Source organism: Klenkia marina, assembly GCF_900101025.1.
Taxonomy (GTDB): domain Bacteria; phylum Actinomycetota; class Actinomycetes; order Mycobacteriales; family Geodermatophilaceae; genus Klenkia; species Klenkia marina.
Genome location: NZ_FMUH01000001.1, coordinates 383,812 through 406,555 on the forward strand (window position 1 = coordinate 383,812; position 22,744 = coordinate 406,555).

Consider the following 22,744-nt stretch of genomic DNA (forward strand, 5'->3'; position numbering starts at 1 on the left):
CGCACGACAGCTTACCGCCTCGCCGCCGCGCTGCCGCGGAGGGTCAGCCGGTGGCCGCCCGCGGCGTGTACGTGTCGATGTCGGCGAAGCCGATGTCGTCGTCGTCCAGACCGACCACGGCGCTGTGCTGCCAGCCGGCGGCCGCGGGCACCCCGTGCGAGGGGGCCACGACGCGGCCGGGGCGCAGCGGGTGGACCGGGGCCAGCGGGGCGCTGTGCACGGGCACCGAGGGGGCGGCCGCGGCTGCCGGGCGCGGCGCGGGACGGGCCGCGGGACGGGCCGGGCGGGCGGCGAGCCGGGTCCGGCGGCGGGCGGCGGCCCGGCGCTCCCGCTCGGCGGCGGCCCGGGTGACCATCAGGTAGCCGACGACGGCGAGGTCGAGCAGCACCTGCGGCGCCCACAGCCAGGAGCGGTAGGTCAGCGCGCCGACCAGCACCAGGACGGCCAGCGCCACGAGCCCGGCAAGGGTGCGACGGCGCAGCGCGTGGACGTCGACCACCAGCTCACCGGTGCGGTAGAGCTGCTCGCGGTCGACGGTCACCCGCTCGGTGTCGGCGTGCACGACGGGGTCGACGACGCGGCGACGGCGCAGCGTGCGACCAGCGCCCACGGCACCCACAGCACCTGCACGGGCCGGTGCTGCGTCGCCGCGGGTGACCACCATCGGCACCAGCACCACGAACCACAGCACGACCAGAGCGGCCAGCAGCACACCCGATCCCATCGCGAACCACCCCATCCCTGGCATCCCGCGTGTGCGGCGCCGATCCCTGGCGCCACACGAGTCACACGGGTCACTCGAGTGGGCACGTTAGGGCGCGCACTCCCCCGTGCGGGGGAGGCGCACCGGGACGTGCCCGTGTCGTGTCGCGCCGCACCGGCGTGTCGCGGCTGTCGGCGTGTCGGTCAGGACTGCGCTGACCGTCGCAGGTGCGCGACCACCCCGGCGGGGTGGTCGTCGGCGAGCAGCGCGTAGCCCTTGTGGTCGCGCCACGCGCCGTCGATGTCGAGGTACGAGCGGAAGAGTCCTTCCTCGCGGAAACCCAGTCGCTCTACCAATCGGCAGCTGCGGGCGTTCTCGGGACGTACGTCGGCCTGGATCCTGTGCAGACCCACCGGACCGAACGCGTGGTCGCACGCCATGGCCACCGCCAGGGACGCGATCCCCTGCCCCGCAGCGGCCCGGTCGATCCAGTACCCGACGTGCGCCGACCGCAGCGCGCCGCGCACCACGTTGTCCAGGGTGACCTGCCCGACCAGCCGGTCGCGGTGCCGGACGGCGAAGGGCAGCGTCAGCCCCAGCCGGGCCCGCCGGTCGGTCGCGCGGCGCATGCCGCGGTAGACCGTCGGGGTGTGCCGGGCGGCCCACGCGACGGGGGCCGAGGGCTCCCAGGGGGTCAGCCAGTCCTCGTTCTCCTGCCGCAGCCGCGACCAGGCCTGCGCGTCGGACCGGCGCAGCGGGTGGAGCACGACGTCGCCCTCGCGCAGCTCCGCGGGCCACCCGGGGTGCAGCGCGGGGTCACCCCAGAGGGGGGCCAGCTCAACCGCCCAGCAGCATGGGCATGACCGTCACCAGGCCGCCGGGGGCGACCTCGGTGACGTCCTCGTCGATGACGACCAGGCAGTTGGACCGGGCGGTGCGGGCCAGCGCGGCGTCGTGGCCGCTCTCGCCGCCGCCGACCGGCTCGACGACGTAGCCGCCGTCGGGGTGGCGCATGACCTGGCCGTGCAGGTACTGCCGGTAGCCCAGCGGGGACAGCAGCTGCTGGGCCGACACGGCCTGCACCGTGCGGCGGAACAGCTGCCGCTTGCCGAGCATGAGCCGGATGGCCGGGCGCACGAACACCTCGAAGGCCACCAGCGCGGCGGCCGGCTCGCCGGGGATGCAGATGACCGGCACGCCGTCGCGGCCCAGCCGCCCGAAGGCCTGGATCGCGCCGGGGTGCATGGCGACCTGCGCGAAGGTGACCTCGCCGAGCTGGGCCAGTGCCTCCTGCACGAGGTCGAACCCGCCGCCGGCGAACGTGCCGGCGATGAGCACGACGTCGCTGCGCAGCAGCTGGCTCTCCAGCAGCTCGACCAGCTTGCGCCGGTCGCGCGGCACGATGCCCGAGCGGTAGGCGTCGGCCCCGGCGTCGCGGGCGGCCGCGGCCAGGGCGTAGCTGTTGACGTCGACGACCTGCCCGGGCCCGGGGGTGGTGCCGACGTCGACGAGCTCGTCGCCGGCGCACAGCACGGCGATGCGCGGGCGCGGGTGCACCAGCACCCGGTCGCGGCCGACGGCGGCCAGCAGGCTGATCTGCGCCGGGCCGATGGGGCTGTTGAGCGCCACCGCGGTGTCGCCGACGGCGACGTCGTCCCCGGTGTGCCGCACGTAGGTGCCGGGCGCGAGCTCGGCGTGCACGCCGACGTGCGCGGCGCCGCCGTCGGTCCAGACGGTCGGGACGACGACGTCCGCGCCGACCGGGAGCATCGCCCCGGCCGCCACGCGGTGCGCCAGCCCGGGCCCGATGGCCGACTGCTCGGACGGGCCGGCGACGCTCTCCCCCACCACGGCCAGGCCGACCGGGTCCTCGGGGGTGGCGCCGATCGTGTCGACCGAGCGGGCGGCGTAGCCGTCGAGGGCGGCCTGCTCGAAGCCGGGGAGGTCGCGGCTGCTCACCACGTGCTCGGCGCAGAGCAGGCCCTGCGCGTCGAGCACCGCGAGCTCGATGGGGTCGGGGGTCGGCGCGGCGGCCAGGATGAGGTCCAGGTGCTGCTCGACCGTGCGCACCACGGGGACGGCGGCCTCGAAGGAGTCGGTGGCCGGGTCGGTGCGGCCGAGCCCGGGCAGCTCGTCCCGGTCCACCTGCACGGTGGCGTGGCCGGTGACCGTGCGGGTGCCGGTGATGGCCTGGGTGGGCTGCGGACCCACCGCGGCGGGCGTGCCGGTGCCCAGGTCGAGCGCGGTGGTCTCCCGGGTGCCCCGGAACCATCCCCGCGGCTTGTCCTCCGTCATGCCCACCACCGTCACCACCGCCGTCCTGGTCCGCAGCGCACGAGACGTGCCGCCCGGCCCACGATGGTGCCCGTTGCGGAGGCCTGGTCAGGCCTGCGACGCGCCCTCGGGTGCAAGGTCACCGACGAAATCGCGCAGCCAGGGCCGCAGTGCCGGGCCGAGGTCCTCGCGCTCGACGGCCAGCCGGATGACCGCCTTGAGGTAGTCGAGCTTGTCGCCGGTGTCGTAGCGGCGGCCGGAGAAGACCACGCCGTGCACGGGGACGCCCTGCTCGAGCAGCGCCAGGATGGCGTCGGTCAGCTGGATCTCCCCACCACGGCCGGGCGGCGTGCTCCGGATGGCCTCGAAGATCTCGGGCGCCAGCACGTACCGGCCGATGATGGCCAGGCTGGACGGCGCCTCCTCGCGCGGCGGCTTCTCGACCATGCCGGTGATGCGCACGACCTGGTCGCCTTCGCCGGCGTCGGTCTGCGGGGCGTCCTCGATGGCCACGCAGCCGTACTTGTCGATGTTCTCGGGCCCGACGTCGAGCAGGGCGACGACGCAGCCGCCGTGCTCGGCCTGCACGGCGAGCATCTGCTCGAGCAGCAGGTCGCGCTCGTCGATCAGGTCGTCGCCGAGCATCACCGCGAAGGGCTCGTCGCCGACGAAGGAGGCCGCCTGCAGGACGGCGTGGCCCAGGCCCTTGGCCTCGCCCTGCCGCACGAAGTGCACCTGCGCGACGTCGGTGGAGGCGGCGACGGCGTCGATGCGCGCCTGGTCGCCCTTCTTCTCCAGGGCGGCCTCGAGCTCGGGGGTGCGGTCGAAGAAGTCCTCGATGGCGGCCTTGCCGCGGCCGGTGACCATGAGCACCTCGGTCAGGCCGGCGCGGGCGGACTCCTCGACGATGTACTGCAGCGCCGGCCGGTCGACCACCGGCAGCAGCTCCTTGGGCACGGCCTTGGTGGCCGGCAGGAACCGCGTGCCCATCCCTGCGACGGGGATGACGGCCTTGCGGGCGGGACGACGGTTCGTCGGGCTCGACATGGGGCGACCCTAACTAGGCTGGGACCGTGGGCGCCTCCCCCGAGCTGGTGAGCCCCAAGACGGCCCTGCGCACACGGCTGCTGGCCTCCCGCGCCGCCCGCTCCCCCGTCGAGCGCTCGGCCGCCGCCCGGGCACTGTGCGCCCACCTGCGGCCGCGCCTGGTCGAGGCCGCCGGCACCGTCGCCGGGTACGTGCCCGCAGCGGAGGAGCCCGGCGCCGGTGAGCTGGTCGGTGCCCTCGGGGCCGGGGCGCTGTTGCCGGTGGTGCCACCGACCGGCCGGGTGCTGGCGTGGGCGCGGGCGACCGGGGAGCTGGCCCCGGGCCGGTTCGGGCTGCTCGAGCCGGTGGGGCCGCGCCTGCCGCCGGAGGCGCTGGCCACGGCGTCGCTGGTCGTCGTACCGGCGCTGGCGGTGGGACGCGACGGATCACGGCTGGGCCGGGGGGCCGGCTTCTACGACCGCGCCCTGCTGCACGCCGCGCCGGACGCCGTCCTGGTGGGCGTGGTGTTCGACGAGGAACTGCTGCCGTCGGTCCCCACCCAGCCGCACGACGTCCGCCTGCACGCGGTGGTCACCCCCTCCCGCGGCTGGCTGGACCTCGGGGTGGCCGCACATCCCTGACGGTGGCCGGCCGTCCCGTCGGCCGGCCACCGTGCGGGACGTCGGGCCACCCCCGCGGCTGCCCCGTCAGCCGCCGCCGAGGAGGGGGACGTCGGAGACCAGGCTGATGTGGGCGGCCATCGCGGCGGCCGCGGCGTCGGGGTCACCGGCGCGGATGGCCTCGGCGATCGCCCGGTGGCCCTCCAGCGACCGGTGCGGCCTGCCCTCCTGGGCGAGGGACTCGATGCGGGAGTCGCGGATGCGGTCGGCGATCTCGGCCATGAAGCGGGCCAGCAGCGCCGAGTGCCCGGCGGCGGTGACCGCGGCGTGGAACCGCTCGTCGCCGGCCACCCCGCGCCCCCCGGCGGCGACGTCGGCGCCCATCGCGTCGAGCGCGGCGTCGAGCTCGGCGAGGTCGGCGTCGGTGCGCCGGCGCGCGGCCAGCCCGGCCAGCCGCACCTCCAGCGCCTCGCGGGCCTCGATCACCGCACCCAGGTCCTCCCGGCGGGCATCGAGGGCGGCCAGCACCGACTCCGGCCTGGGCGCGGTGAGCAGCACGGTGCCGTCGCCGTGCCGGACGGCGACCACCCCGGTCACCTCGAGCGCGACCAGCGCCTGGGCGAGCGTGGCCCGGCTGACCCCGAGGGAGGCGGCGAGCTCGCGCTCGGCCGGCAACCGGTCACCGGGCCCCAGCCCGGCGGACGCCGCCCAGGTGAGCAGCTGGTGCACCACCTGCTCGTAGAGCCGGTTGCGGCGCAGCGGACCCGGACCCACCGGCACCTCCTTGACAGGGACGTCGTGACTGGTGCCACACTATCGCCGGTCCAGTGGCCAGTCCACTGAGCCAACGGCGCCGAGGTGCCGCTCCCGACCGGTACGAGCACGATCCGAGCACAGCCGACGCACAGCCGGCCCCCGACGACGTGGGAGAAGACCGTGTCACCCGAGATCATCTCGATCCTGGCGCTGGTGGCGATCTTCGCGATCGCCACCTTCCTGCCCATCAACATGGGCGCGCTGGCGTTCGTGGCCGCCTTCCTCGTCGGCACCCTCGCCGTCGGGATGACCACCGACGACATCATCGCCGGCTTCCCCGGTGAGCTGGTGCTGACGCTGATCGGCGTCACGTACCTGTTCGCCATCGCGCAGAACAACGGCACGGTCGACCTGCTGGTGCGCGGCGCGGTGAAGCTGGTGGCCGGCCGGGTGGCGCTGATCCCCTGGATCATGTTCGCCGTCACCGGGGTGCTCACCGCCATCGGCGCCCTCGGCCCGGCGGCGGTCGCGATCATCGCCCCGATCGCGCTGGGCTTCGCCGCGAAGTACTCGATCAGCCCGCTGCTGATGGGCATGATGGTGATCCACGGCGCGCAGGCCGGTGGCTTCTCCCCGATCAGCGTCTACGGCGTCACGGTCAACAACATCGTCGCCGCCAACGACCTCCCGGGCAGCCCGCTGGCGGTCTTCCTGGGCAGCCTGTTCTTCAACCTGGCCATCGGCATCGTGCTGTTCCTCGTGTTCGGTGGCCGCAAGCTCGCCGGCCGCCGGGTCGGCGACGAGCCCGAGGTGACGCCGGCCGACGGGGACGCCGAGGTGAGCGGCCACGGCACGTCCGCCGGGTCGTCGGTCGACGTGCAGGCCCGCGCCGGCGTCACCGCCGAGCAGGTGCTGACGCTCGTCGGGCTCGCCGCCCTCGTCGTCCTGGCCCTGGTGTTCGACCTCGACATCGGCTTCGTCTCCATCACCATCGCCACCGTGCTCGCGGTGTTCTCCGCCGCCCGGCACAAGGGCGCGGTCATGCAGATCAGCTGGTCGACCGTGCTGCTCATCGCCGGCGTGCTGACCTTCGTGTTCGTGCTGCAGGAGGCCGGCACCATCGACTACGTCGGCGAGAGCGTCACCGGCATCGGCGCCCCGCTGCTGGTCGCGCTGCTGCTGGCCTACATCGGCGGCATCGTGTCGGCCTTCGCCAGCTCCACGGCGATCATCGGCGTCGCGATCTCGCTGGCCGTGCCGTTCCTGCTCGCCGGCGAGATCGGGGCGGTGGGCGTCGTCGTGGCGCTCTCGGTCGCCTCGACCATCGTCGACGTCAGCCCGTTCTCCACCAACGGCGCCCTGGTGCTGGCCAATGCCCAGGACGTCGACCGCGACCGCTTCTACAAGCAGATCCTCGGCTACTCGGGCGTCGTCGTCCTGGTCGGGCCGCTCCTGGCCTGGCTGGTCTTCGTCGTCCCCGGCTGGCTCTAGACACAGGAGAACCGCATGTCCGCAGGACCTCTCGACGGCGTGCTCGTCGTCGACCTCACCCGCGCCCTCGCCGGGCCGCACGCCGGCATGATGCTCGGCGACCTCGGCGCCCGGGTGATCAAGGTGGAGAACCCCGGCAGCGGGGACGACACCCGCGGCTGGGGGCCGCCGTTCGTCCAGCCCGAGGACGGCGACCGGGAGTCGACGTACTTCCTGTCGACGAACAAGAACAAGGAGTCGATCACCCTCGACCTCAAGTCCTCCGAGGACAAGGCCGTGCTGACCGAGCTGATCAGGCGCGCCGACGTGCTGCTGGAGAACTTCCGCCCCGGCACCCTGGCCCGCCTGGGCTTCGGCACCGACGTGCTCGCCGAGCTCAACCCGCGGCTGGTCACGCTGGCCATCAGCGGGTTCGGCCACGACGGGCCCGAGGGCGGGCGGGCCGGCTACGACCAGATCGCCCAGGGCGAGGCCGGCCTGATGTCGCTGACCGGCTCCGGGCCGGAGGACCCGCAGCGGGTCGGCGTCCCCATCGGCGACCTGCTGGCCGGCATGTACGGGGCCTACGGGGTGCTCGCGGCGCTGCTCGAGCGCGAGCGGACCGGCCGTGGCCAGGTCGTGCGGACGTCGCTGCTGGCCGCCGTCGTCGGCGTGCACGCCTTCCAGGGGACGGCGTGGACCGTCGGCGGCAAGGTCGGCCACGCGCAGGGCAACCACCACCCCTCCATCGCCCCGTACGGGCTGTTCCGGTGCGCCGACGGCGGCTCGGTGCAGCTGTCGTGCGGGTCGGAGTCGCTGTGGCGCAAGCTGTGCGCCGAGTTCGACCTGGACGCCGAGGCCGAGGGGCTGGCCACCAACGGCGAGCGGGTCGGCAACCGCGACCGCGTCATCGAGCTGCTGGAGTCCGCGTTCGCGCAGATCGACGCCGAGACGCTGCTGGCCCGGCTGTCCGCGGCCGGGGTCCCGGCGGGCAAGGTGCGCACGATCGACGAGGTCTACGCCTGGGACCAGACGCTCTCGCAGGGCCTGCTGGTCGACGTCGACCACCAGACGCTGGGGAAGGTCCAGCTGCCCGGGCCGCCGCTGCGGTTCTTCGCACCGTCGACCGACGGCGAGACCGAGACCACCCGGCGGGAGCACACCGCTCCCCCGGTGCTGGGCGCCGACGGCGACGCGATCCGTGCGTGGCTGACCTCGTGAGCACCCGCATGGACGCCCGCTCGCTGCGTGACCTCGTGCTGGACGCCGACTCCTGGGTCTCCTGGGACTCCCCCATCGGGCCGCGCGACGTGTCCGAGCAGTACGCCGCCGAGCTGTCGGCCGCGCAGGAGAAGTCGCGCCAGGACGAGGCGATCGTCACCGGCGAGGGCCGGCTGCGCGGCCGCAGGGTCGCCGTCGTGGCCGGTGAGTTCGGCTTCCTCGCGGGCTCGATCGGCGTCGCCACCGCCGAGCGCCTGATCCAGGCCATCGAGCGGGCCACCGACGAGGGCCTGCCGCTGCTGGCCGCGCCCGTCTCCGGCGGCACCCGCATGCAGGAGGGCACCGTCGCCTTCCTGCAGATGGTCGGCATCACCCAGGCCATCGCCCGGCACAAGGAGGCGGGCCTGGCCTACCTGGTCTACCTGCGCTCGCCCACGTTCGGCGGCGTGCTGGCCTCGTGGGGGTCGCTGGGCCACGTGACCATCGCCGAGCCCGGCGCCTCCATCGGCTTCCTCGGCCCGCGGGTCTACGAGTCCCTCTACGGGGAGAAGTTCCCCGAGGGCGTGCAGACCGCCGAGCACCTGCACGAGCGCGGGGTGATCGACGCCGTCGTGCCGCACGAGCAGCTCGCCGACGTCGCCGACCGGGCGCTGCGGGTGCTGTCGGCGCGGTCGACCTGGCACCGCGGGGCGGCCATCGCCGGCCCGGTGGAGGGCGACGGCACCGATGCCGACGACCCCGAGGACGGCCGCACCGCATGGGACGTCGTCACCGCCTCGCGGCGCACCGACCGGCCCGGCGTGCGGCGACTGCTGCGCACCGCGGCCACCGACGTCGTGGCGCTCAACGGCACCGGCGCGGGCGAGGCCGACCCCGGCCTGCTGCTGGCGCTGGCCCGGTTCGGCGGGGCGCCGTGCGTGGTGCTCGGCCAGGACCGACGCGGCCAGTCCCTCACCGCACCCCTCGGCCCGGCCGCGCTGCGCGAGGCCCGCCGGGGCATGCGGCTGGCCGCCGAGCTGCGGCTGCCGCTGGTCACCCTCATCGACACCCCCGGGGCGGCGCTGTCCAAGGAGGCCGAGGAGGGCGGGCTGGCCGGCGAGATCGCCCGTTGCCTGGCCGACCTCGTCGTGCTCAAGGCGCCGACCATCGCCGTCCTGCTCGGGCAGGGCACCGGCGGTGGGGCGCTCGCGCTCGTGCCGGCCGACCGGGTGCTCGCCACCGCGAACGGCTGGCTGGGTCCGCTGCCGCCCGAGGGCGCCTCGGCGATCGTGCACCGGGACACCACCCACGCCGGGGAGATGGCCGCGCAGCAGGGCGTGCGGGCCACCGACCTGTGGCGCGCGGGCATCGTCGACCGCGTGGTGCCCGAGCGGCCCGACGCCGCCGACGAGCCGGTGGAGTTCTGCGAGCGGCTGGGTCGCGTGCTGGCCGAGGAGTTGGCCGGGCTGCTCGGGCGCGACGACGTCGAGCGCATGCGCAGCCGGGCGTCGCGCTGGCGCCACCTGGGCCGCCGCGCCCGCTGACGCCCGCACGCCTGGCGTGCGGCGTGGATCGACCCGGTTGATCGACGTCCGTCCTGGCTCACCGACGCCGGTGAGCCAGGACGGACTCCGGCGGCCCCGCCGGCGTGGGGCAGGATCCCGGCATGGAGCGACCCGGGGTGCGACGCGTGCGGGCCGACCGCGGCGCCGAAGCACCGCCGGACGACGTCTGGCCGATGACCGTGCCCGCCGTCGCCCAGCTGTGGGCCGACGGCCTCGAGCTCGCCCCGGGCGCCACCGTGCTGGTGGGCGAGAACGCCTCGGGCAAGTCGACCCTGGTCGAGCTGCTGGCCCAGGCACTGGGCCGCAACCCCGAGGGCGGGTCAGCCAACGCACGGTTCGAGACCCGGCGCACCGAGCCCGACCCGCTGCCGCTGGTGGTCGAGCGGTCACCGGGTGCGCCCCGCTGGGCGTACCTGCTCCGGGACGAGACGATGCACGCCCTCCACGCCTACCTCGACGAGGGCCACTCGGCCCCGTTCAGGGTCCCGCCCTGAGCTCGCGAAGGGTGGGGGGAACGGGGTCCTTCTGGAGCCCGACGCCGCGCTCTCCTTCGCCGGGCAGCTCCGGTTGGTCGCGGGGCTGCTGCACCTGCTCGAGCAGGGCGCGCAGGTCGTCGTCGCCACGCATTCGCCGCTGGTGGCGGCGCTGCCCGGCGCGCGCATCCTGGAGGTCGGACCGTGGGGGCTGCGCCCCGCGGCCTGGGACGAGCTGGAGCTGACCGCGAACTGGCGGCAGTTCCTGGACCGCCCCGAGGGCTACCTGCGCCACCTGCGGTGAGGGCTCAGCGCCCCCGGCGCAGCGACTGGTCGGGGTCGAGCCGGTCCAGGACGGCGGTGAGCGCCTCGTCGAGCGCTGCGGCCTGGTCGGCGGTGAGCGCGTCGAAGAACCCCTCGCGGACGGCGGCCACGTGCCCGGGCGCGACCCGCCGCACGACGTCCCACCCCTCGTCGAGCAGCACGCAGACGTTGCCCCGGCCGTCGTCGGCGGACTTCTCGCGCCGCACCCAGCCACGCTCCTCCAGCCGGGCCACGGTGTGCGAGAGCCGGCTCTGCGACTGGTTCGCCGCGCGGGCCAGCTCGCTCATGCGCTGCCGGCGCTCGGGTGCCTCCGACAGCATGGCGAGCACGACGTAGGCGGGGTGGGTGAGACCGGCGTCGCGCTGCAGCTGGGCGTCCAGCGCCCGGGGCAGCAGCTCCGCCACGGCGAGCCACGTGCGCCAGGTGTGCTGCTGCTGGTCGTCGAGCCAGGTCGGTGCCACGGTCGGCACGGTAAGGGGGCCTCGTGGCCATCGCACCACCGGTGGCGCATCATTGGCAGTCGCCGGGCGAGAGTGCCAGCCCGGTTCGCACCGACGGAGGAGTCCAGCACCGTGCCCACCTACCAGTACGCCTGCACCAACCCCGAGACCAAGCACCAGTTCGAGGTGGTCCAGTCGTTCACCGACCCCGCGGTCGAGACGTGCCCCGAGTGCGGCGCCGCCGTGCGCAAGGTCTACGGCTCGGTGGGCGTGGTGTTCAAGGGCTCGGGCTTCTACCACACCGACAGCCGCGACTCGGGCAAGAAGTCCTCGACCTCCTCGTCCTCGAGCACGTCGAAGGAGTCGACCTCCAGCGGCGACTCCTCCTCGAGCTCCTCGTCGTCCACCTCCTCGTCCTCGAGCTCGTCCTCCAGCTCCACCTCGAGCCCGTCGTCCAGCTCGTCCTCGGGCTCGTCGAGCAGCTGAGGACCTAGCACGGCCGGCGGGCGGCCGCTCCCCGCCGTCCACACAGGGGTGCTCCGTCCACAGATGCAGGACGGGGTCTCCCCGCGGCGACGGCGCGGACGCACGCTCGACCAGTGCCCCTCCCCCACCTCCGGCGCCCGCGGCACCCGGCGCACACCGTGCGCCGGGTCGCCGCCGGCCTGCTCGCCGTCGCCGCCCTGGCCCTGGCCCTCCGGCCGGCTCCGCCCCCGTCGCCCGCCGCCCCGGCGACCGCCCCGGTCGTGGTCGCCGCGGCCGACCTGGCCGCCGGCGCGGTGCTCACCCCGGCCGACCTGGCGACGGCGGGCTGGCCGCCCGAGGTGCTGCCCGGCGGCGCCGTGGACGACCCGGCGGGGCTGGTCGGGCAGGTGCTCGCCTCCCCCCTGCGCCACGGCGAACCGGTGACCGACGCCCGCGTCGTGGGCCCCGGCCTGTGGTCCCAGGTACCGGCCGGCCAGGTGGCCGCGCCGGTGCGGCTGGCCGACCTGGCGGTGGCCGACCTGCTGCGCGCCGGGGACCGCGTCGACGTGCTGGTGACCGTCGACGGCGCAGGCACCGCGGTGGTCGCGGCCGGTGCGCTGGTGCTCGCCGTGCCCGGTCGGGGCGAGGCGTCGCCGCCGGGGCCGGCGGCGGGGCCGGGCGGCTCGGGGCTGCTGGTCCTGGCCGTCCCGGCCGAGGTCGCCGAGGGACTGGCCACGGCGACCAGCACAGGCACCCTCACCGTTACCCTCGGCCCGCCCTGAGCTCACAGCCGGGGCACCGACCACACCGGAGGATCAGCATGCTCAAGGGCTTCAAGGACTTCCTGCTCCGCGGCAACATCGTCGACCTCGCCGTCGCGGTCGTCATCGGCACCGCGTTCACCGTGCTGGTCACCCAGTTCACCGAGTCGTTCCTGACCCCCCTCATCGAGCTGGTGACCGGCGGGGGCGAGACGGGTGGGCAGTTCACGATCAACGGGGCGTCCTTCACCTACGGCGCATTCATCTCCGCGGTCATCACGTTCGTGCTCACCGCGGCGGTCGTCTACTTCGTGGTCGTCGTCCCGATGAAGAAGATCCTCGAGCGGCGCAAGCGGGGCGAGGAGGCGGGCCCGGTGGCCCCGACGCAGGTCGAGCTGCTGGTCGAGATCCGCGACCTGCTGCGTGCCCAGCAGGGCCAGGGCCCCGGCCACGACCCGTCGGGCCCCGGGACGACCGTCCTCCCCGGCCAGCTCTGAGGTTCCCCGCCGCACAGACGGCCGGCCCCCTCGCAGGGCCCCGGCGACCCGCGGAGCGGGTCGTGGGGGGCGAGGGGGTCCTTCTTCAGTCGCTGCCCCAGTGCGGGGGGCGGTCGGCGAGGTAGCGGGCGTCGTCGTCGGACGCCGGGCGGTCGGCCCGGTCGGTGTCCGGCAGCGGCTCGACGGTGGGCTCCGGTCCCGCCGTGGAGCCCGCGCCGGTGCCCGGGGACGTCGCCCGGCGCCGGGGCCGCATCGCCGGCGGGGCCGTGGGAGGTCGGTAGGACGTCCGCCCCACCGGTCGCAGCTCGCTGTCGTCCATGCCCGCGACGGTAGGCCGATGGTCAGGCGACCGGTCGGCCCAGCCCCTCGAGCACCTGGGCACCGGGCAGGGCCGCCAGCACCTCGCCCGGCACCAGCAGCTTGCTGCCACGGGTGCCCGAGCCCACCACCAGCAGGTCGGTGCCCGCCACGGCCGCGTCGACCAGCACCGGCCACGCCGGCGGCAGCCCGACCGGGGTGATGCCGCCGTAGGCCATGCCGCTCTCGGTCACCGCGACGTCCTGCGGGGCGAACGAGGCCTTCCGGGCGTCGAGGTGCTTGCGCACCAGGCCGTTGACGTCGGCGCGCGTGGTGGCCAGCACCAGGCAGGCGGCCAGCGTGGTCTCCGCACCCCGGCGGGCGGCCACCACCACGCAGTTCGCCGAGGCCTCGGCCGGCACCCCGTAGGCCTCGCTGAACGCGGCGGTGTCGGCCAGGTCGTCGTCGATGGCGGCCACCCACACCGGTCCGGTCGACCCGGCCAGCGCCGCCGCCACGGGTGGGGCGAGCAGGTCGGTGCGGTCGGCGGCGGGGACCCAGGCGAGCGTGCCCAACTGCGGTGCGGTCATGCCCCGATCGTGCACCCCGTCCGCGTGGGCCAGGATGGCGGGCGTGATCGGTCAGCTGCACTCCTACGTCATCGACGCCCCCGACGCGCACGCCCTGGCCACCTTCTACGCCGAACTGCTCGGCATGCAGGTGCAGGGCTCCCCCGGCGACGACTGGGTCGTGGTCAGCGGGCAGGGCTACCGGCTGGCCTTCCAGCAGGCGCCGGACCTGCAGCCCCCGCAGTGGCCCGACCCCGACCACCCGCAGCAGGCCCACCTCGACGTCCGGGTCGCCGACATCGATGTCGCCGAGCCCGCGGCCCTGGCGCTCGGGGCGAGGCGGTTGCCCGGCGCGGGCGGGGACTTCCGGGTCTACGCCGACCCGGCCGGTCACCCCTTCTGCCTGGTCTGGGACGCTCCGCTCCCACCCCCCACCGAGGAGCAGCGATGACCGAGCCCGACCTGTCGAGCGGCGGCGCCTTCCTCACCGCCACCGGCTTCGTCCCCGCCGAGATGACCGGCACCCGCGTGACCGGGGCCGTCGAGCTGGGCCCGGACCACCACACCCCCTGGGGCGTCGTCCACGGCGGCGTCTACGCCACGGTCATCGAGTCCGCGGCCAGCATCGGCGCGAGCGTGGCCGTGCAGGACCGCGGCCAGTTCGCGGTCGGGGTCAACAACCAGACCGACTTCCTGCGCCCCATGACCTCGGGTCGGCTCGACGTGCTCGCCGAGCCGGTGCAGCAGGGCCGCACCCTGCAGCTGTGGCTGGTCACCCTCACCCGGGCCGACGACGGCAAGGTCGTCGCCCGCGGCCAGGTGCGCCTGCAGAACGTCCCGCTACCCGGCTGACCCAGGAAGTGTCGGACCCCGGTGCCACCCTCACCGCACCCGACTCCCCGGAGGCACCCGTGACGCTCGCCCGCGAACTCGACGACCTGCTCGGCACCCTCGCCGAGCACCGGTGGTTCCTGCGCCGCACGGCGGAGGGGCTCGACGACCAGCAGGCCCGGCTGCGCACCGGTGCCAGCGAGCTGACCGTGGGCGGCACCATCAAGCACTGCGTCGCCCAGGAGCGGATCTGGACCGACTTCCTGGTCCGGGGCGCCGTCGCGCACGACCTGCCGCCCGATGCGTTCGGCGCCCAGTTCGTGCTGCGCCCCGACGAGACGCTGGCCGGGGTGCTCGCCGAGCAGGAGCAGGTCGCCGCGGCAACCGAGGCGCTGGTGCGCTCGTTCGACGACCTCGACACCGACATCGCGCTGCCCACCGCCCCGTGGTTCCCACCCGGCGCCCGGTGGTCGCGGCGCAAGGTGCTCCTGCACCTGCTGGCCGAGCTCGCGCAGCACTCCGGGCACGCCGACGTCGTCCGGGAAGGCATCGACGGCGCCAAGACCATGGGGTGAGTCAGACGGCGGCGGGGTCGAGCACGACGCGGAACAGGGCGCGCGGGTCCTGCATGGTCGCCGGCGGGCGCACGGCCGAGCGGGGCACCACGACGTCGAACCGGGCCGGCCGCCGGTGCGGCAGCAGCTCCTTGCCCGCGTAGGCGTAGTCCCCGGTCACCTCGCCGAGCAGCAGACCCGATCCGCCGCCGACCGGCACGGCCACCCGGTCACCGGGCTGCACCTCGTCCAGGAAGGTCGACAGCTGGCGCAGGTCCTTGGCCGGACGCTTGCCGGTGAGCTCGTGGGCCAGCCCGCGCAGGGCGGCCAGGTCGAGCCCGGTGGCGTCGACGTCGACCCCAGCCTGCGTGCCCAGGCCCACCACCCCGGTGGCCAGCGCGGCGCCCAGCTCGGGGTGCGCCCGGGGCCGCACCACCCACACCGGCACCCCGTCGGGCGCGGGTCCGGGCGGCACGTCGTCGGCCGGCGGCCACACGTAGTCGAGGTCGTCGGGGTCGCCGGCGAACAGCGAGGCGTAGGTGGCCGGCTCCTTGCCCAGCAGCTTCGAGCGGTGGGACAGGTGCACGGCCTCGTCGCCCAACCAGCTGGGCAGCTCGCCGGCCGCACCGAGCTCGGCCTGCGTCCCCACCCCGGGCGCGAACTCCTCGATCTGCGCGGCGGTCGAGTCGGCGAACCCGCGGGCGACCCACTCGGCGGCCATGTCCAGGCCGTACCGCACCAGCGCCGGGGTGCGGCCGCGCCACATCACCACCGCCGGGTGCGTCGTCCAGCCGTAGTCGGGCAGCTCGAGCGCGCGCAGGATCTGCAGCGTCTCGACGCGCTGCTTGCCCAGCCGCGGGGCGTCGAGCAGGCGGGCACTGCCGGCGAAGTCGGCGACGGGGAGGAAGGTCTGCACCGGGTCCAGTCTGGGTCAGTCGAGGTCGTCCAGCGCGGTGAGCGCCTGCTCCCACCGGGCCCGGCGCTGGTCGTGGGTCTGCTCCCACCACTTCTCGCCGCGTTCGCCCAGGCCGGTCTTGGCCAGCTGCACGCGGGCCCGCGCCGCGGCCACCGCCTCGTCGTCCCCCTTCGCCGCACGCACCCCGCTGCGGCCGACGCCCAGGTGGTGCAGCAACCGCTCGCGGACGTCGTCGGGCAGCTCCGGGTCCTGCGCCCGCCACCGCCGCCCGTCGACGACGATCCACCGGCCGTCCTCGGTGCGCTCCACCTCGCGGCGGGTCATCGCAGCAGCCGGTCGACCAGGGCGGGCAGCACCCGGCCGAGCGGGGCGTCGACCCGCACGTCGGCCTTCTCGTCGCCGCGGGTCGGGCCGGCGTTCACGATCGCTACCGGGATGCCGTCCTTGGCCGCCCGCAGCACGAACCGGTAGCCGCTCATCACCGTCAACGACGACCCGAGCACCACCAACGACCGGGCGCACCCGACCAGGTCGAACGCGGCGTCGACCCGGTCGCGGGGCACGGTCTCGCCGAAGAACACGACGTCGGGCTTGAGCGGACCCCCGCCGCAGGCCAGGCAGTCGACCATGACGAAGTCGTCCAGCGCCTCCTCGGGCAGCTCGACGTCGCCGTCGGGGTTCACGGCCGGTTCGACGCCGGCCGGCTCGGGGCGGAACCCGGGGTTGGCCTCGCGCAGCCGCAGGTCGAGCTCGGCGCGGGAGGCGACGTCGCCGCACTGCAGGCACACCGTGCGGTCCAGCCCGCCGTGCAGCTCCAGCACGTCATCGGCGCCGGCGGCCTGGTGCAGCCCGTCGACGTTCTGCGTGATGACCCCGCCGACCAGGCCGGCCCGCTGCAGGGCTGCGACGGCGCGGTGACCCTCGTTGGGCCGGGCGTCGGCGATCTGCCGCCAGCCCACGTAGCTGCGCGCCCAGTACCGGTGCCGCCCCCGCGGGTCGCGGGTGAAGGTCTGCCAGGTCATCGGGCTGTGCGTGCGCCGCGACCCGGTGGCCCCGCGGTAGTCGGGGATGCCCGAGTCGGTGGACAGGCCCGCCCCGGAGAGCACGACCGCGTTGCCGTTGCCGACCAGTGCGGCGAGCTCGGCCAGCTCGGGGACGACGACGGATGGGGCGCTCACCCCGCCCATGGTCCCCGTTTCAGCGCAGTTCTGCGTCGAGCCGCTCGAGCATGCCGGTGTAGGTGCGGGCCAGGCCCTTGGGCGCGAAGGTGCGCTCGAAGAACCCGCCGATGCCCGAGGCGCCGTCCCAGGTGGTGCGCACCCGCACGGTGGTCGTGCCGGCGTCGGCCGGGTGGACGGTCCAGGTGGTGACCATGGAGGAGTTGGTGTCGCTCTCGACCAGCCCACCGCCGTCGGGCAGCTCGGTGACCGCCACGACCTGGTCGCGCACCCGCTTCTCGGTGGCGGCGAACCGCCAGTGCACGCGGGTGCCGGCGCCCTGACCGCCGGACTCGACCCGGTACTCGCTGAACTGCGGGCCGGCGATGCGCTGCCGGGTGCCCGCGTAGTCGGCGAGCGCGGCCTGCACCCGGTCGGCGGGAGCGTGGACGACGTGCTCTGCGGTGGCGACGACCTGACCCATGCCGTCCAGTCTGCCCACGGCGCCGGGCGGTCCCGGGACCGGGTCACGAGGTGTGGCCCTGGTCACGGTGCACCCCGCTGACCTGGGACGGGAGAACGGACCACGCCGTCCCCTTGCACGTCCCCACCAGGAACAGTTAGGTGAGGCTTACCTGAGCACGGCCGTCCGAGCAGAGCCGCGCAGCCCGGTGGGGCGTGCGCCCGAGACCTCGAGGACCTTCCCATGACCACCCTGCACACCCCCGCGCAGGACGCCCGGAGCACCGCCGACCAGCACCTGCTGACGACGGACAACCGCGACGCCTACCGCGCCGGGATGACCACCGCGGTCGACCTCGTCGCCGACCGGTTGGCCGCCGTCCGGCGCCCGCAGACCGGCGTGCGGCCGGCCGACCTGGCCCACGAGGTCGACGCCGTCGACCTGGACACCCCACTGCCCGACACCGCCGCGGCGCTCGACGAGCTCGGTCGGTTGTGGCTGCGCGACGCGGTCTGGTTCCACGACCCCGGCTACCTGGCGCACCTGAACTGCCCGGTCGTGCTGCCGGCGTTGGCCGCCGACGCGCTGGCCAGCGCGGTGAACAGCTCGCTGGACACCTGGGACCAGAGCGCCGGTGCCACCCTCGTCGAGCAGAAGCTGGTGACGTGGCTGGCCGACCGCGCCGGGCTCGGACCCGCCGCCGACGGCGTGTTCACCAGCGGCGGCACGCAGTCGAACCTGCAGGCGCTGCTGCTGGCCCGCGACGAGGCCTGCGCCCGGCTGCGCCGCGCCCGGCCCGGCGCCCGGCTGCCCGAGCTGCTCGGGGGCCTGCGGATCCTGGCCTCCGACGTCGGCCACTTCAGCGTGGTGACCGCGGCCCGGCTGCTCGGGCTGGGTGAGGACGCCGTGGTCGCCGTCCCCACCGACCACGGACGACGGATGCGCGTCGACGCCCTCGCCGCGGCGCTCGCCGACCTGCGCGAGCAGGGCCTGGAGCCCATGGCCGTGGTCGGCACCGCCGGCACCACCGACTTCGGCAGCATCGACCCGCTGCCGGCGATCGCCGACCTGTGCGCCGAGCACGGCGCCTGGTTCCACGTCGACGCCGCGTACGGCGGTGGACTGCTGGTCTCACCCACCCGCCGGCACCTGCTCGCCGGCGTCGAGCGCGCCGACTCGGTGACCGTGGACCCGCACAAGACGTTCTTCCAGCCGGTGGCCTGCAGCGTGCTGCTCGTCCGCGACGGCGCCAGCCTGCGGCACGTCACCCACCACGCCGACTACCTCAACCCCGAGACCGCGCCCGAGCCCAACCAGGTGGACAAGTCGCTGCAGACCACCCGCCGGTTCGACGCGGTGAAGCTGTGGACGACGCTGCGGGTGCTCGGCGCCGACGGCATCGGCGCGATGGTCGACCGGGTGGTCGACCTCGCCGCCGAGACGTGGCCGCTGCTGGACGTCCACCCGGACTTCGACGTCGTGGTCCGGCCCGAGCTCTCGACGCTGGTCTTCCGGTACGTGCCCGCCGAACGGCTGCCCGAGGACGACGTCGACGAGCTCAACCGGCACGTGCGGCGGTCCCTGGCCGCCACGGGCGAGGTGGTGCTCGGCGGGACGACGGTCGACGGCCGCGCCTTCCTCAAGACCACGCTGCTGAACCCGACCACCACCGGCGACCAGCTGGTGGCCGTGCTCGGTCTGGTCATCCGGCACGCCGAGGCCTGGCTGGCCGCCCGATGAGCACCCCGGCGCACGACCTCGTCGGCATCGGGGTGGGCCCGTTCAACCTGGGCCTCGCCGCACTGGCCGACCCCCTGGACCTCGACACCCTCTTCCTCGAGCAGCACGAGGACTTCGCCTGGCACCCCGGCATGCTGCTGCCCGGGGCGACCCTGCAGGTGCCCTTCCTCGCCGACCTGGTCTCGCTGGCCGACCCGACGTCGCGGTACTCGTTCCTGAACTGGCTCAAGCAGACCGGGCGGCTCTACCGCTTCTACATCCGCGAGCAGTTCGCGCCGCTGCGCGCGGAGTTCGACCGGTACTGCCGGTGGGCGGCGCACGAGCTGCCCTCGGTGCGGTTCGGCCGGCACGTGCACGCCGTCACCCACGAGGACGGGCTGTGGCACGTGCACTCGATCGACACCCGCACCGGCGACCGGCACACCGACACCGCCCGACGGCTGGTGCTGGGCACCGGGACGCCGCCGCACGTGCCCCCGGCCTGCGCCGACCTCGGCACCGGTGTCGCGCCGGTCGTGCACACCAGCGGGTACCGGCCGGCCCGCGACGCGCTCGTGGCCGCGGCCCGCGGCGGCACGGTCACCGTGCTGGGCAGCGGGCAGTCGGCCGCCGAGGTCTACCGCGACCTGCTGCCCGACGCCCGTCGCGAGGGCTACCGGGTCGACTGGGTGACCCGCTCGCCCCGGTTCTTCCCGCTGGAGTACACGAAGCTGACCCTGGAGATCACCTCGCCCGACCACGTCGACCACTTCCACGGGCTGCCGTCGGCCGCCCGCGACGAGCTGCTGGCGTCGCAGGCCTCGCTCTACAAGGGCATCGACGGCGACGTCGTCGACGAGCTGTACGACCTGCTCTACGAGCTCGACCTCGACGGCCCCCCACCGACCCGGCTGCTCACCAGCACCGAGCTGGTGGGCGCCGAGCGCGCCGGCGACCGGGTCGAGCTCGCCTGGCGCAACGTCCGGACCGGCGAGGAGTTCGCCACCACCACCCACGCCCTGGTGCTGGCCACCGGCTACCGCCAGCAGGTGCCCGACTTCCTGGCCCCGGTCGCCGACCGGTTCCGCTGGGACGACCGGGGCCGGTTCGACGTCCGGCGCGACTGGACCGTCGACCACGACGGCACCGTGTTCGTGCAGAACGGCGAGGCGCACACCCACGGCTTCACCGCCCCCGACCTGGGCATGGCCGCGCACCGCAACTCAGCGATCCTGCGCTCGGTCACCGGGCGCGAGGTGTACCCGGTGGAGCGGTCGATCGCCTTCCAGACCTTCGGGGCGCCGGCCCGCGAGGAGGTGCGGGCATGAGCATGCAGTTCACCGAGGTCGACCCGGTCGCCGACGGGCCGCTGCTGCACGAGTGGGTCACCGCCGAGCGCGCGGTGTTCTGGCAGATGCAGGGCGCCTCGCTGGCCGACGTCGTCGCCGCCTACGCCGAGATCGACGCCTCCCCGCACCACCACGCGTTCCTGGGCCGGGTCGACGGCGAACCGGTGTTCCTCACCGAGCGCTACGACCCCGCGGCCGACCCGGTGAGCCAGGTGTTCGAGGTCGAGCCCGGCGACGTCGGCATGCACCTGCTGGTCGCCCCGCCCGCCGCGCCGGTGCCCGGCTTCACCCTCGCCGTCATGCGCACGGTGCTCGCCTGGCTGTTCGACGACCCCGTCGTGCACCGGGTGGTCGTCGAGCCCGACGCGTCGAACACGGCGATCCACCGGCTCAACGCGCGCGCCGGCTTCGTCGTCCAGGGCGAGGTCGAGCTGCCCACCAAGCGGGCGCTGCTGTCGACCTGCACCCGCGACCAGTTCCTGGCCTCGCTCCGCGAGGAGGTGCTGCGGTGATCGACCACCTGACCCCCGAGGCGTGGGCCGCCGCCGGCCGGCACCTGGTGACCAAGGCGCTGTCGGAGTTCGCGCACGAGCGGCTGCTCGTCCCCGAACCGGTCGACGGTGGCTACGTCGTCCGCTCGGACGACGGCGGCACCGAGTACCGCTTCACCGCCCGACGGCTGCCCCTGGACCACTGGCTGGTCGACCCGGGCAGCGTCGTCCGGCTGGTCGGCGGCACCGAGCACCCGCTCGACGCCGTGCAGTTCGTGCTCGACGTCCGCGGTGCGCTGCGCCTGTCGGACGCCGTCCTGCCGGTGTACCTGGAGGAGATCACCTCGACGCTGGCCTCGCGGGCGTTCAAGGCCGCGCGGGGGCTGCCGACGTCGGCGGAGCTGGTGGACGCCGACTTCCAGACGGTCGAGACGTCGATGACCGAGGGCCACCCCTGCTTCGTGGCCAACAACGGCCGCCTGGGCTTCACCGCCGCCGAGTTCGGGCAGCACGCCCCGGAGGCGGCGAACCCGGTGCGGCTGGTCTGGGTGGCTGCCCGGCGCGACCGGTCGGTGCTGGCGGTCTCGGCCGGCCTGACCGAGCAGGAGCTGTACGCCGGGGAGCTCGGCCGGCCCACCCTGGAGCGGTTCGCCGGCACCCTGCGCGCGCTCGGCCTCGACCCGGCCGACTACCGGTTCTTCCCGGTGCACCCGTGGCAGTGGGCGAACCGGGTGGCGGTCACCTTCGCCGCCGAGCTCGCCACCCGGCAGCTCGTGCACCTGGGCGAGGGGGACGACGAGATGCTCGCCCAGCAGTCGATCCGCACCCTGTTCAACACCTCGAGGCCGCACCGGCACTACGTGAAGACGTCGCTGTCGGTGCTCAACATGGGCTTCCTGCGCGGGCTGTCGACCGAGTACATGGCGGTGACGCCGGCGATCAACGACTGGGTGCACGAGCTGGTGAGCGGTGACCCCGTGCTCGCCGGGTGCGGGTTCTCGGTGCTGCGCGAGCGGGCCGCGGGCGGGTTCCGCGCCGACTGGGTGCAGCAGGCCACCGCGCCGGGCTCGCCCTACCGCAAGATGCTGGCCGCGCTGTGGCGCGAGAGCCCGGTGCCCTCGCTGCGCCCGGGCCAGCGGCTGGCCACCATGGCCTCGCTGCTGCACGTCGACGACGCCGGCCGCCCGTTCGTCTCAGCACTGGTCGAGCGTTCGGGGCTGCCCGCCCGCGACTGGCTGCGCCGCTACCTCGACGCCTACCTGGTGCCGGTGGTGCACTGCCTGACCGCGCACCGGCTCGCGTTCATGCCGCACGGGGAGAACCTGGTGCTGGTGCTCGAGGACGGCGTCCCGGTGCGTGCGGTGATGAAGGACATCGGCGAGGAGGTCGCGCTGCTGAACAGCGACGTCGACCTGCCGGCCGACGTCGAGCGGATCCGGGTGCAGGTGCCCGAGGAGCACGTGCCGCTGTCGGTGCAGACCGACGTCCTCGACTGCTTCTTCCGCTTCCTGGCCCCCCTGCTCGACGAGGACGGCGTCCTGCCGGTCGAGGAGTTCTGGGCCGAGGTCGCCGCCTGCCTGCGCGCGTGGGAGGCCGCGACGCCGGGGCTCGACGGGCGGCGGGTCGACCTGTTCGCCCCCACCTTCCCGCTGTCGGCGCTCAATCGGCTGCAGCTGCGCGACAACCGGCAGATGGTCGACCTGGCCGACCCGTCGAGCGCCCTGCAGCTGGTCGGCGACCTGGTCAACCCGCTGTACGCCCACCGCGCAGCCGGGGTGCTCCCGCAGCGTTGACCATGCAGTTCGGCAACGGCGGCGCGCCGTC

The 22,744-nt window shown here is 74.9% G+C and carries 28 protein-coding genes; 16 read left to right on the plus strand and 12 right to left on the minus strand.

Annotated elements, in window-relative coordinates; all coding sequences use genetic code 11:
- Positions 1–43 precede the first annotated feature (43 nt).
- The 4 genes from sepX to BLP29_RS02010 all read right to left on the minus strand — a co-directional run bounded on the left by sepX (position 44) and on the right by BLP29_RS02010 (position 4,024).
- A complete protein-coding gene (gene sepX, locus BLP29_RS01995; protein ID WP_092800654.1) occupies positions 44–724 on the minus strand; it encodes a divisome protein SepX/GlpR in 681 nt (226 codons plus the stop codon).
- A gap of 182 nt (positions 725–906) precedes the next feature.
- The gene (locus tag BLP29_RS02000; protein WP_243469628.1) at positions 907–1,470 is read right to left on the minus strand and encodes a GNAT family N-acetyltransferase; all 564 of its coding nucleotides are present in this window, start codon (positions 1,468–1,470) and stop codon (positions 907–909) included.
- A gap of 70 nt (positions 1,471–1,540) precedes the next feature.
- Positions 1,541–2,998: a molybdotransferase-like divisome protein Glp gene (gene glp, locus BLP29_RS02005; RefSeq protein WP_092800657.1), complete on the minus strand. Its 1,458-nt coding sequence runs from the start codon at positions 2,996–2,998 to the stop codon at positions 1,541–1,543.
- An 87-nt stretch (positions 2,999–3,085) separates the two neighbouring features.
- On the minus strand, positions 3,086–4,024 hold the full coding sequence (locus tag BLP29_RS02010) for a UTP--glucose-1-phosphate uridylyltransferase (protein WP_092799297.1): 939 nt from the start codon (positions 4,022–4,024) through the stop codon (positions 3,086–3,088).
- A gap of 26 nt (positions 4,025–4,050) precedes the next feature.
- Here BLP29_RS02010 and BLP29_RS02015 point away from each other — a divergent pair, with 26 nt between their 5' ends.
- Positions 4,051–4,644 (plus strand): 5-formyltetrahydrofolate cyclo-ligase, encoded by a 594-nt coding sequence (locus BLP29_RS02015; RefSeq protein ID WP_092799299.1) that lies wholly within the window; start codon positions 4,051–4,053, stop codon positions 4,642–4,644.
- Positions 4,645–4,710: 66 nt separating this feature from the next.
- Here BLP29_RS02015 and BLP29_RS02020 read toward each other — a convergent pair whose 3' ends face one another.
- Positions 4,711–5,397: a FadR/GntR family transcriptional regulator gene (locus BLP29_RS02020; RefSeq protein ID WP_207798253.1), complete on the minus strand. Its 687-nt coding sequence runs from the start codon at positions 5,395–5,397 to the stop codon at positions 4,711–4,713.
- Between the two features lie 162 nt (positions 5,398–5,559).
- Here BLP29_RS02020 and BLP29_RS02025 point away from each other — a divergent pair, with 162 nt between their 5' ends.
- The 5 genes from BLP29_RS02025 to BLP29_RS21170 all read left to right on the plus strand — a co-directional run bounded on the left by BLP29_RS02025 (position 5,560) and on the right by BLP29_RS21170 (position 10,391).
- Positions 5,560–6,870 carry an SLC13 family permease gene (locus tag BLP29_RS02025; protein ID WP_092799303.1) on the plus strand — a complete coding sequence of 437 codons (1,311 nt, stop codon included), beginning with the start codon at positions 5,560–5,562 and terminating at the stop codon, positions 6,868–6,870.
- 15 nt (positions 6,871–6,885) lie between these two features.
- On the plus strand, positions 6,886–8,070 hold the full coding sequence (locus BLP29_RS02030) for a CaiB/BaiF CoA transferase family protein (RefSeq protein WP_092799305.1): 1,185 nt from the start codon (positions 6,886–6,888) through the stop codon (positions 8,068–8,070).
- A complete protein-coding gene (locus BLP29_RS02035; RefSeq protein ID WP_243469629.1) occupies positions 8,055–9,593 on the plus strand; it encodes a carboxyl transferase domain-containing protein in 1,539 nt (512 codons plus the stop codon). Before BLP29_RS02030 ends, BLP29_RS02035 begins: the two co-directional genes overlap by 16 nt.
- 122 nt (positions 9,594–9,715) lie before the next feature.
- Positions 9,716–10,108: an AAA family ATPase gene (locus tag BLP29_RS21165; protein ID WP_207798254.1), complete on the plus strand. Its 393-nt coding sequence runs from the start codon at positions 9,716–9,718 to the stop codon at positions 10,106–10,108.
- A 73-nt stretch (positions 10,109–10,181) separates the two neighbouring features.
- Positions 10,182–10,391: a hypothetical protein gene (locus BLP29_RS21170; RefSeq protein ID WP_207798255.1), complete on the plus strand. Its 210-nt coding sequence runs from the start codon at positions 10,182–10,184 to the stop codon at positions 10,389–10,391.
- 4 nt (positions 10,392–10,395) lie between these two features.
- Here BLP29_RS21170 and BLP29_RS02045 read toward each other — a convergent pair whose 3' ends face one another.
- Positions 10,396–10,872, minus strand: a complete 477-nt coding sequence (locus BLP29_RS02045) for a MarR family winged helix-turn-helix transcriptional regulator (protein ID WP_092800663.1) — start codon at positions 10,870–10,872, stop codon at positions 10,396–10,398.
- 111 nt (positions 10,873–10,983) lie between these two features.
- Between BLP29_RS02045 and BLP29_RS02050 the strand changes: the two genes are divergently transcribed.
- The 3 genes from BLP29_RS02050 to mscL all read left to right on the plus strand — a co-directional run bounded on the left by BLP29_RS02050 (position 10,984) and on the right by mscL (position 12,574).
- The gene (locus BLP29_RS02050; RefSeq protein WP_092799307.1) at positions 10,984–11,337 is read left to right on the plus strand and encodes an FmdB family zinc ribbon protein; all 354 of its coding nucleotides are present in this window, start codon (positions 10,984–10,986) and stop codon (positions 11,335–11,337) included.
- A gap of 113 nt (positions 11,338–11,450) precedes the next feature.
- On the plus strand, positions 11,451–12,098 hold the full coding sequence (gene cpaB, locus BLP29_RS02055) for a Flp pilus assembly protein CpaB (protein ID WP_092799309.1): 648 nt from the start codon (positions 11,451–11,453) through the stop codon (positions 12,096–12,098).
- Between the two features lie 38 nt (positions 12,099–12,136).
- On the plus strand, positions 12,137–12,574 hold the full coding sequence (gene mscL, locus BLP29_RS02060) for a large conductance mechanosensitive channel protein MscL (RefSeq protein ID WP_092799311.1): 438 nt from the start codon (positions 12,137–12,139) through the stop codon (positions 12,572–12,574).
- 85 nt (positions 12,575–12,659) lie between these two features.
- Here the strand turns inward: mscL and BLP29_RS02065 are convergent, their stop codons facing one another.
- Together BLP29_RS02065 and BLP29_RS02070 are read right to left on the minus strand one after the other, a co-directional pair.
- Complete coding sequence (locus BLP29_RS02065; protein WP_092799313.1) at positions 12,660–12,893, minus strand: hypothetical protein; 234 nt, start codon at positions 12,891–12,893, stop codon at positions 12,660–12,662.
- Positions 12,894–12,915: 22 nt separating this feature from the next.
- Complete coding sequence (locus tag BLP29_RS02070; protein ID WP_092799315.1) at positions 12,916–13,461, minus strand: YbaK/EbsC family protein; 546 nt, start codon at positions 13,459–13,461, stop codon at positions 12,916–12,918.
- A gap of 43 nt (positions 13,462–13,504) precedes the next feature.
- On the opposite strand from BLP29_RS02070, the gene BLP29_RS02075 reads away from it, so the two are divergent.
- Genes BLP29_RS02075 through BLP29_RS02085 form a run of 3 tightly spaced genes read left to right on the plus strand, consistent with a single transcriptional unit; the run spans position 13,505 to position 14,846 of the window.
- The gene (locus tag BLP29_RS02075; RefSeq protein ID WP_207798256.1) at positions 13,505–13,891 is read left to right on the plus strand and encodes a VOC family protein; all 387 of its coding nucleotides are present in this window, start codon (positions 13,505–13,507) and stop codon (positions 13,889–13,891) included.
- Positions 13,888–14,292 (plus strand): PaaI family thioesterase, encoded by a 405-nt coding sequence (locus BLP29_RS02080; RefSeq protein ID WP_092799319.1) that lies wholly within the window; start codon positions 13,888–13,890, stop codon positions 14,290–14,292. Before BLP29_RS02075 ends, BLP29_RS02080 begins: the two co-directional genes overlap by 4 nt.
- A gap of 59 nt (positions 14,293–14,351) precedes the next feature.
- Positions 14,352–14,846, plus strand: coding sequence for a DinB family protein (locus BLP29_RS02085; RefSeq protein ID WP_207798257.1), 495 nt, complete (start codon positions 14,352–14,354; stop codon positions 14,844–14,846).
- A 1-nt stretch (position 14,847) separates the two neighbouring features.
- On the opposite strand, the gene BLP29_RS02090 is transcribed toward BLP29_RS02085, so the two are convergent.
- Genes BLP29_RS02090 through BLP29_RS02105 form a run of 4 tightly spaced genes read right to left on the minus strand, consistent with a single transcriptional unit; the run spans position 14,848 to position 17,382 of the window.
- Entirely contained in the window at positions 14,848–15,741 is an 894-nt protein-coding gene (locus BLP29_RS02090) for an MSMEG_6728 family protein (RefSeq protein WP_092799323.1), read from the minus strand.
- 15 nt (positions 15,742–15,756) lie between these two features.
- On the minus strand, positions 15,757–16,065 hold the full coding sequence (locus BLP29_RS02095) for a biopolymer transporter Tol (RefSeq protein WP_092799325.1): 309 nt from the start codon (positions 16,063–16,065) through the stop codon (positions 15,757–15,759).
- Positions 16,062–16,928 carry an NAD-dependent protein deacetylase gene (locus BLP29_RS02100; RefSeq protein ID WP_092799327.1) on the minus strand — a complete coding sequence of 289 codons (867 nt, stop codon included), beginning with the start codon at positions 16,926–16,928 and terminating at the stop codon, positions 16,062–16,064. The genes BLP29_RS02095 and BLP29_RS02100 overlap by 4 nt, the downstream gene beginning before the upstream one ends.
- A gap of 10 nt (positions 16,929–16,938) precedes the next feature.
- Complete coding sequence (locus tag BLP29_RS02105; protein WP_092799329.1) at positions 16,939–17,382, minus strand: SRPBCC family protein; 444 nt, start codon at positions 17,380–17,382, stop codon at positions 16,939–16,941.
- Between the two features lie 222 nt (positions 17,383–17,604).
- Here BLP29_RS02105 and BLP29_RS02110 point away from each other — a divergent pair, with 222 nt between their 5' ends.
- Genes BLP29_RS02110 through BLP29_RS02125 form a run of 4 tightly spaced genes read left to right on the plus strand, consistent with a single transcriptional unit; the run spans position 17,605 to position 22,713 of the window.
- On the plus strand, positions 17,605–19,101 hold the full coding sequence (locus tag BLP29_RS02110) for a pyridoxal phosphate-dependent decarboxylase family protein (RefSeq protein ID WP_092799331.1): 1,497 nt from the start codon (positions 17,605–17,607) through the stop codon (positions 19,099–19,101).
- Entirely contained in the window at positions 19,098–20,408 is a 1,311-nt protein-coding gene (locus tag BLP29_RS02115) for a lysine N(6)-hydroxylase/L-ornithine N(5)-oxygenase family protein (protein ID WP_092799333.1), read from the plus strand. Before BLP29_RS02110 ends, BLP29_RS02115 begins: the two co-directional genes overlap by 4 nt.
- Positions 20,405–20,941: a GNAT family N-acetyltransferase gene (locus tag BLP29_RS02120; RefSeq protein WP_092799335.1), complete on the plus strand. Its 537-nt coding sequence runs from the start codon at positions 20,405–20,407 to the stop codon at positions 20,939–20,941. Before BLP29_RS02115 ends, BLP29_RS02120 begins: the two co-directional genes overlap by 4 nt.
- Entirely contained in the window at positions 20,938–22,713 is a 1,776-nt protein-coding gene (locus BLP29_RS02125) for an IucA/IucC family protein (protein WP_165839245.1), read from the plus strand. Before BLP29_RS02120 ends, BLP29_RS02125 begins: the two co-directional genes overlap by 4 nt.
- Positions 22,714–22,744: the final 31 nt, after the last annotated feature.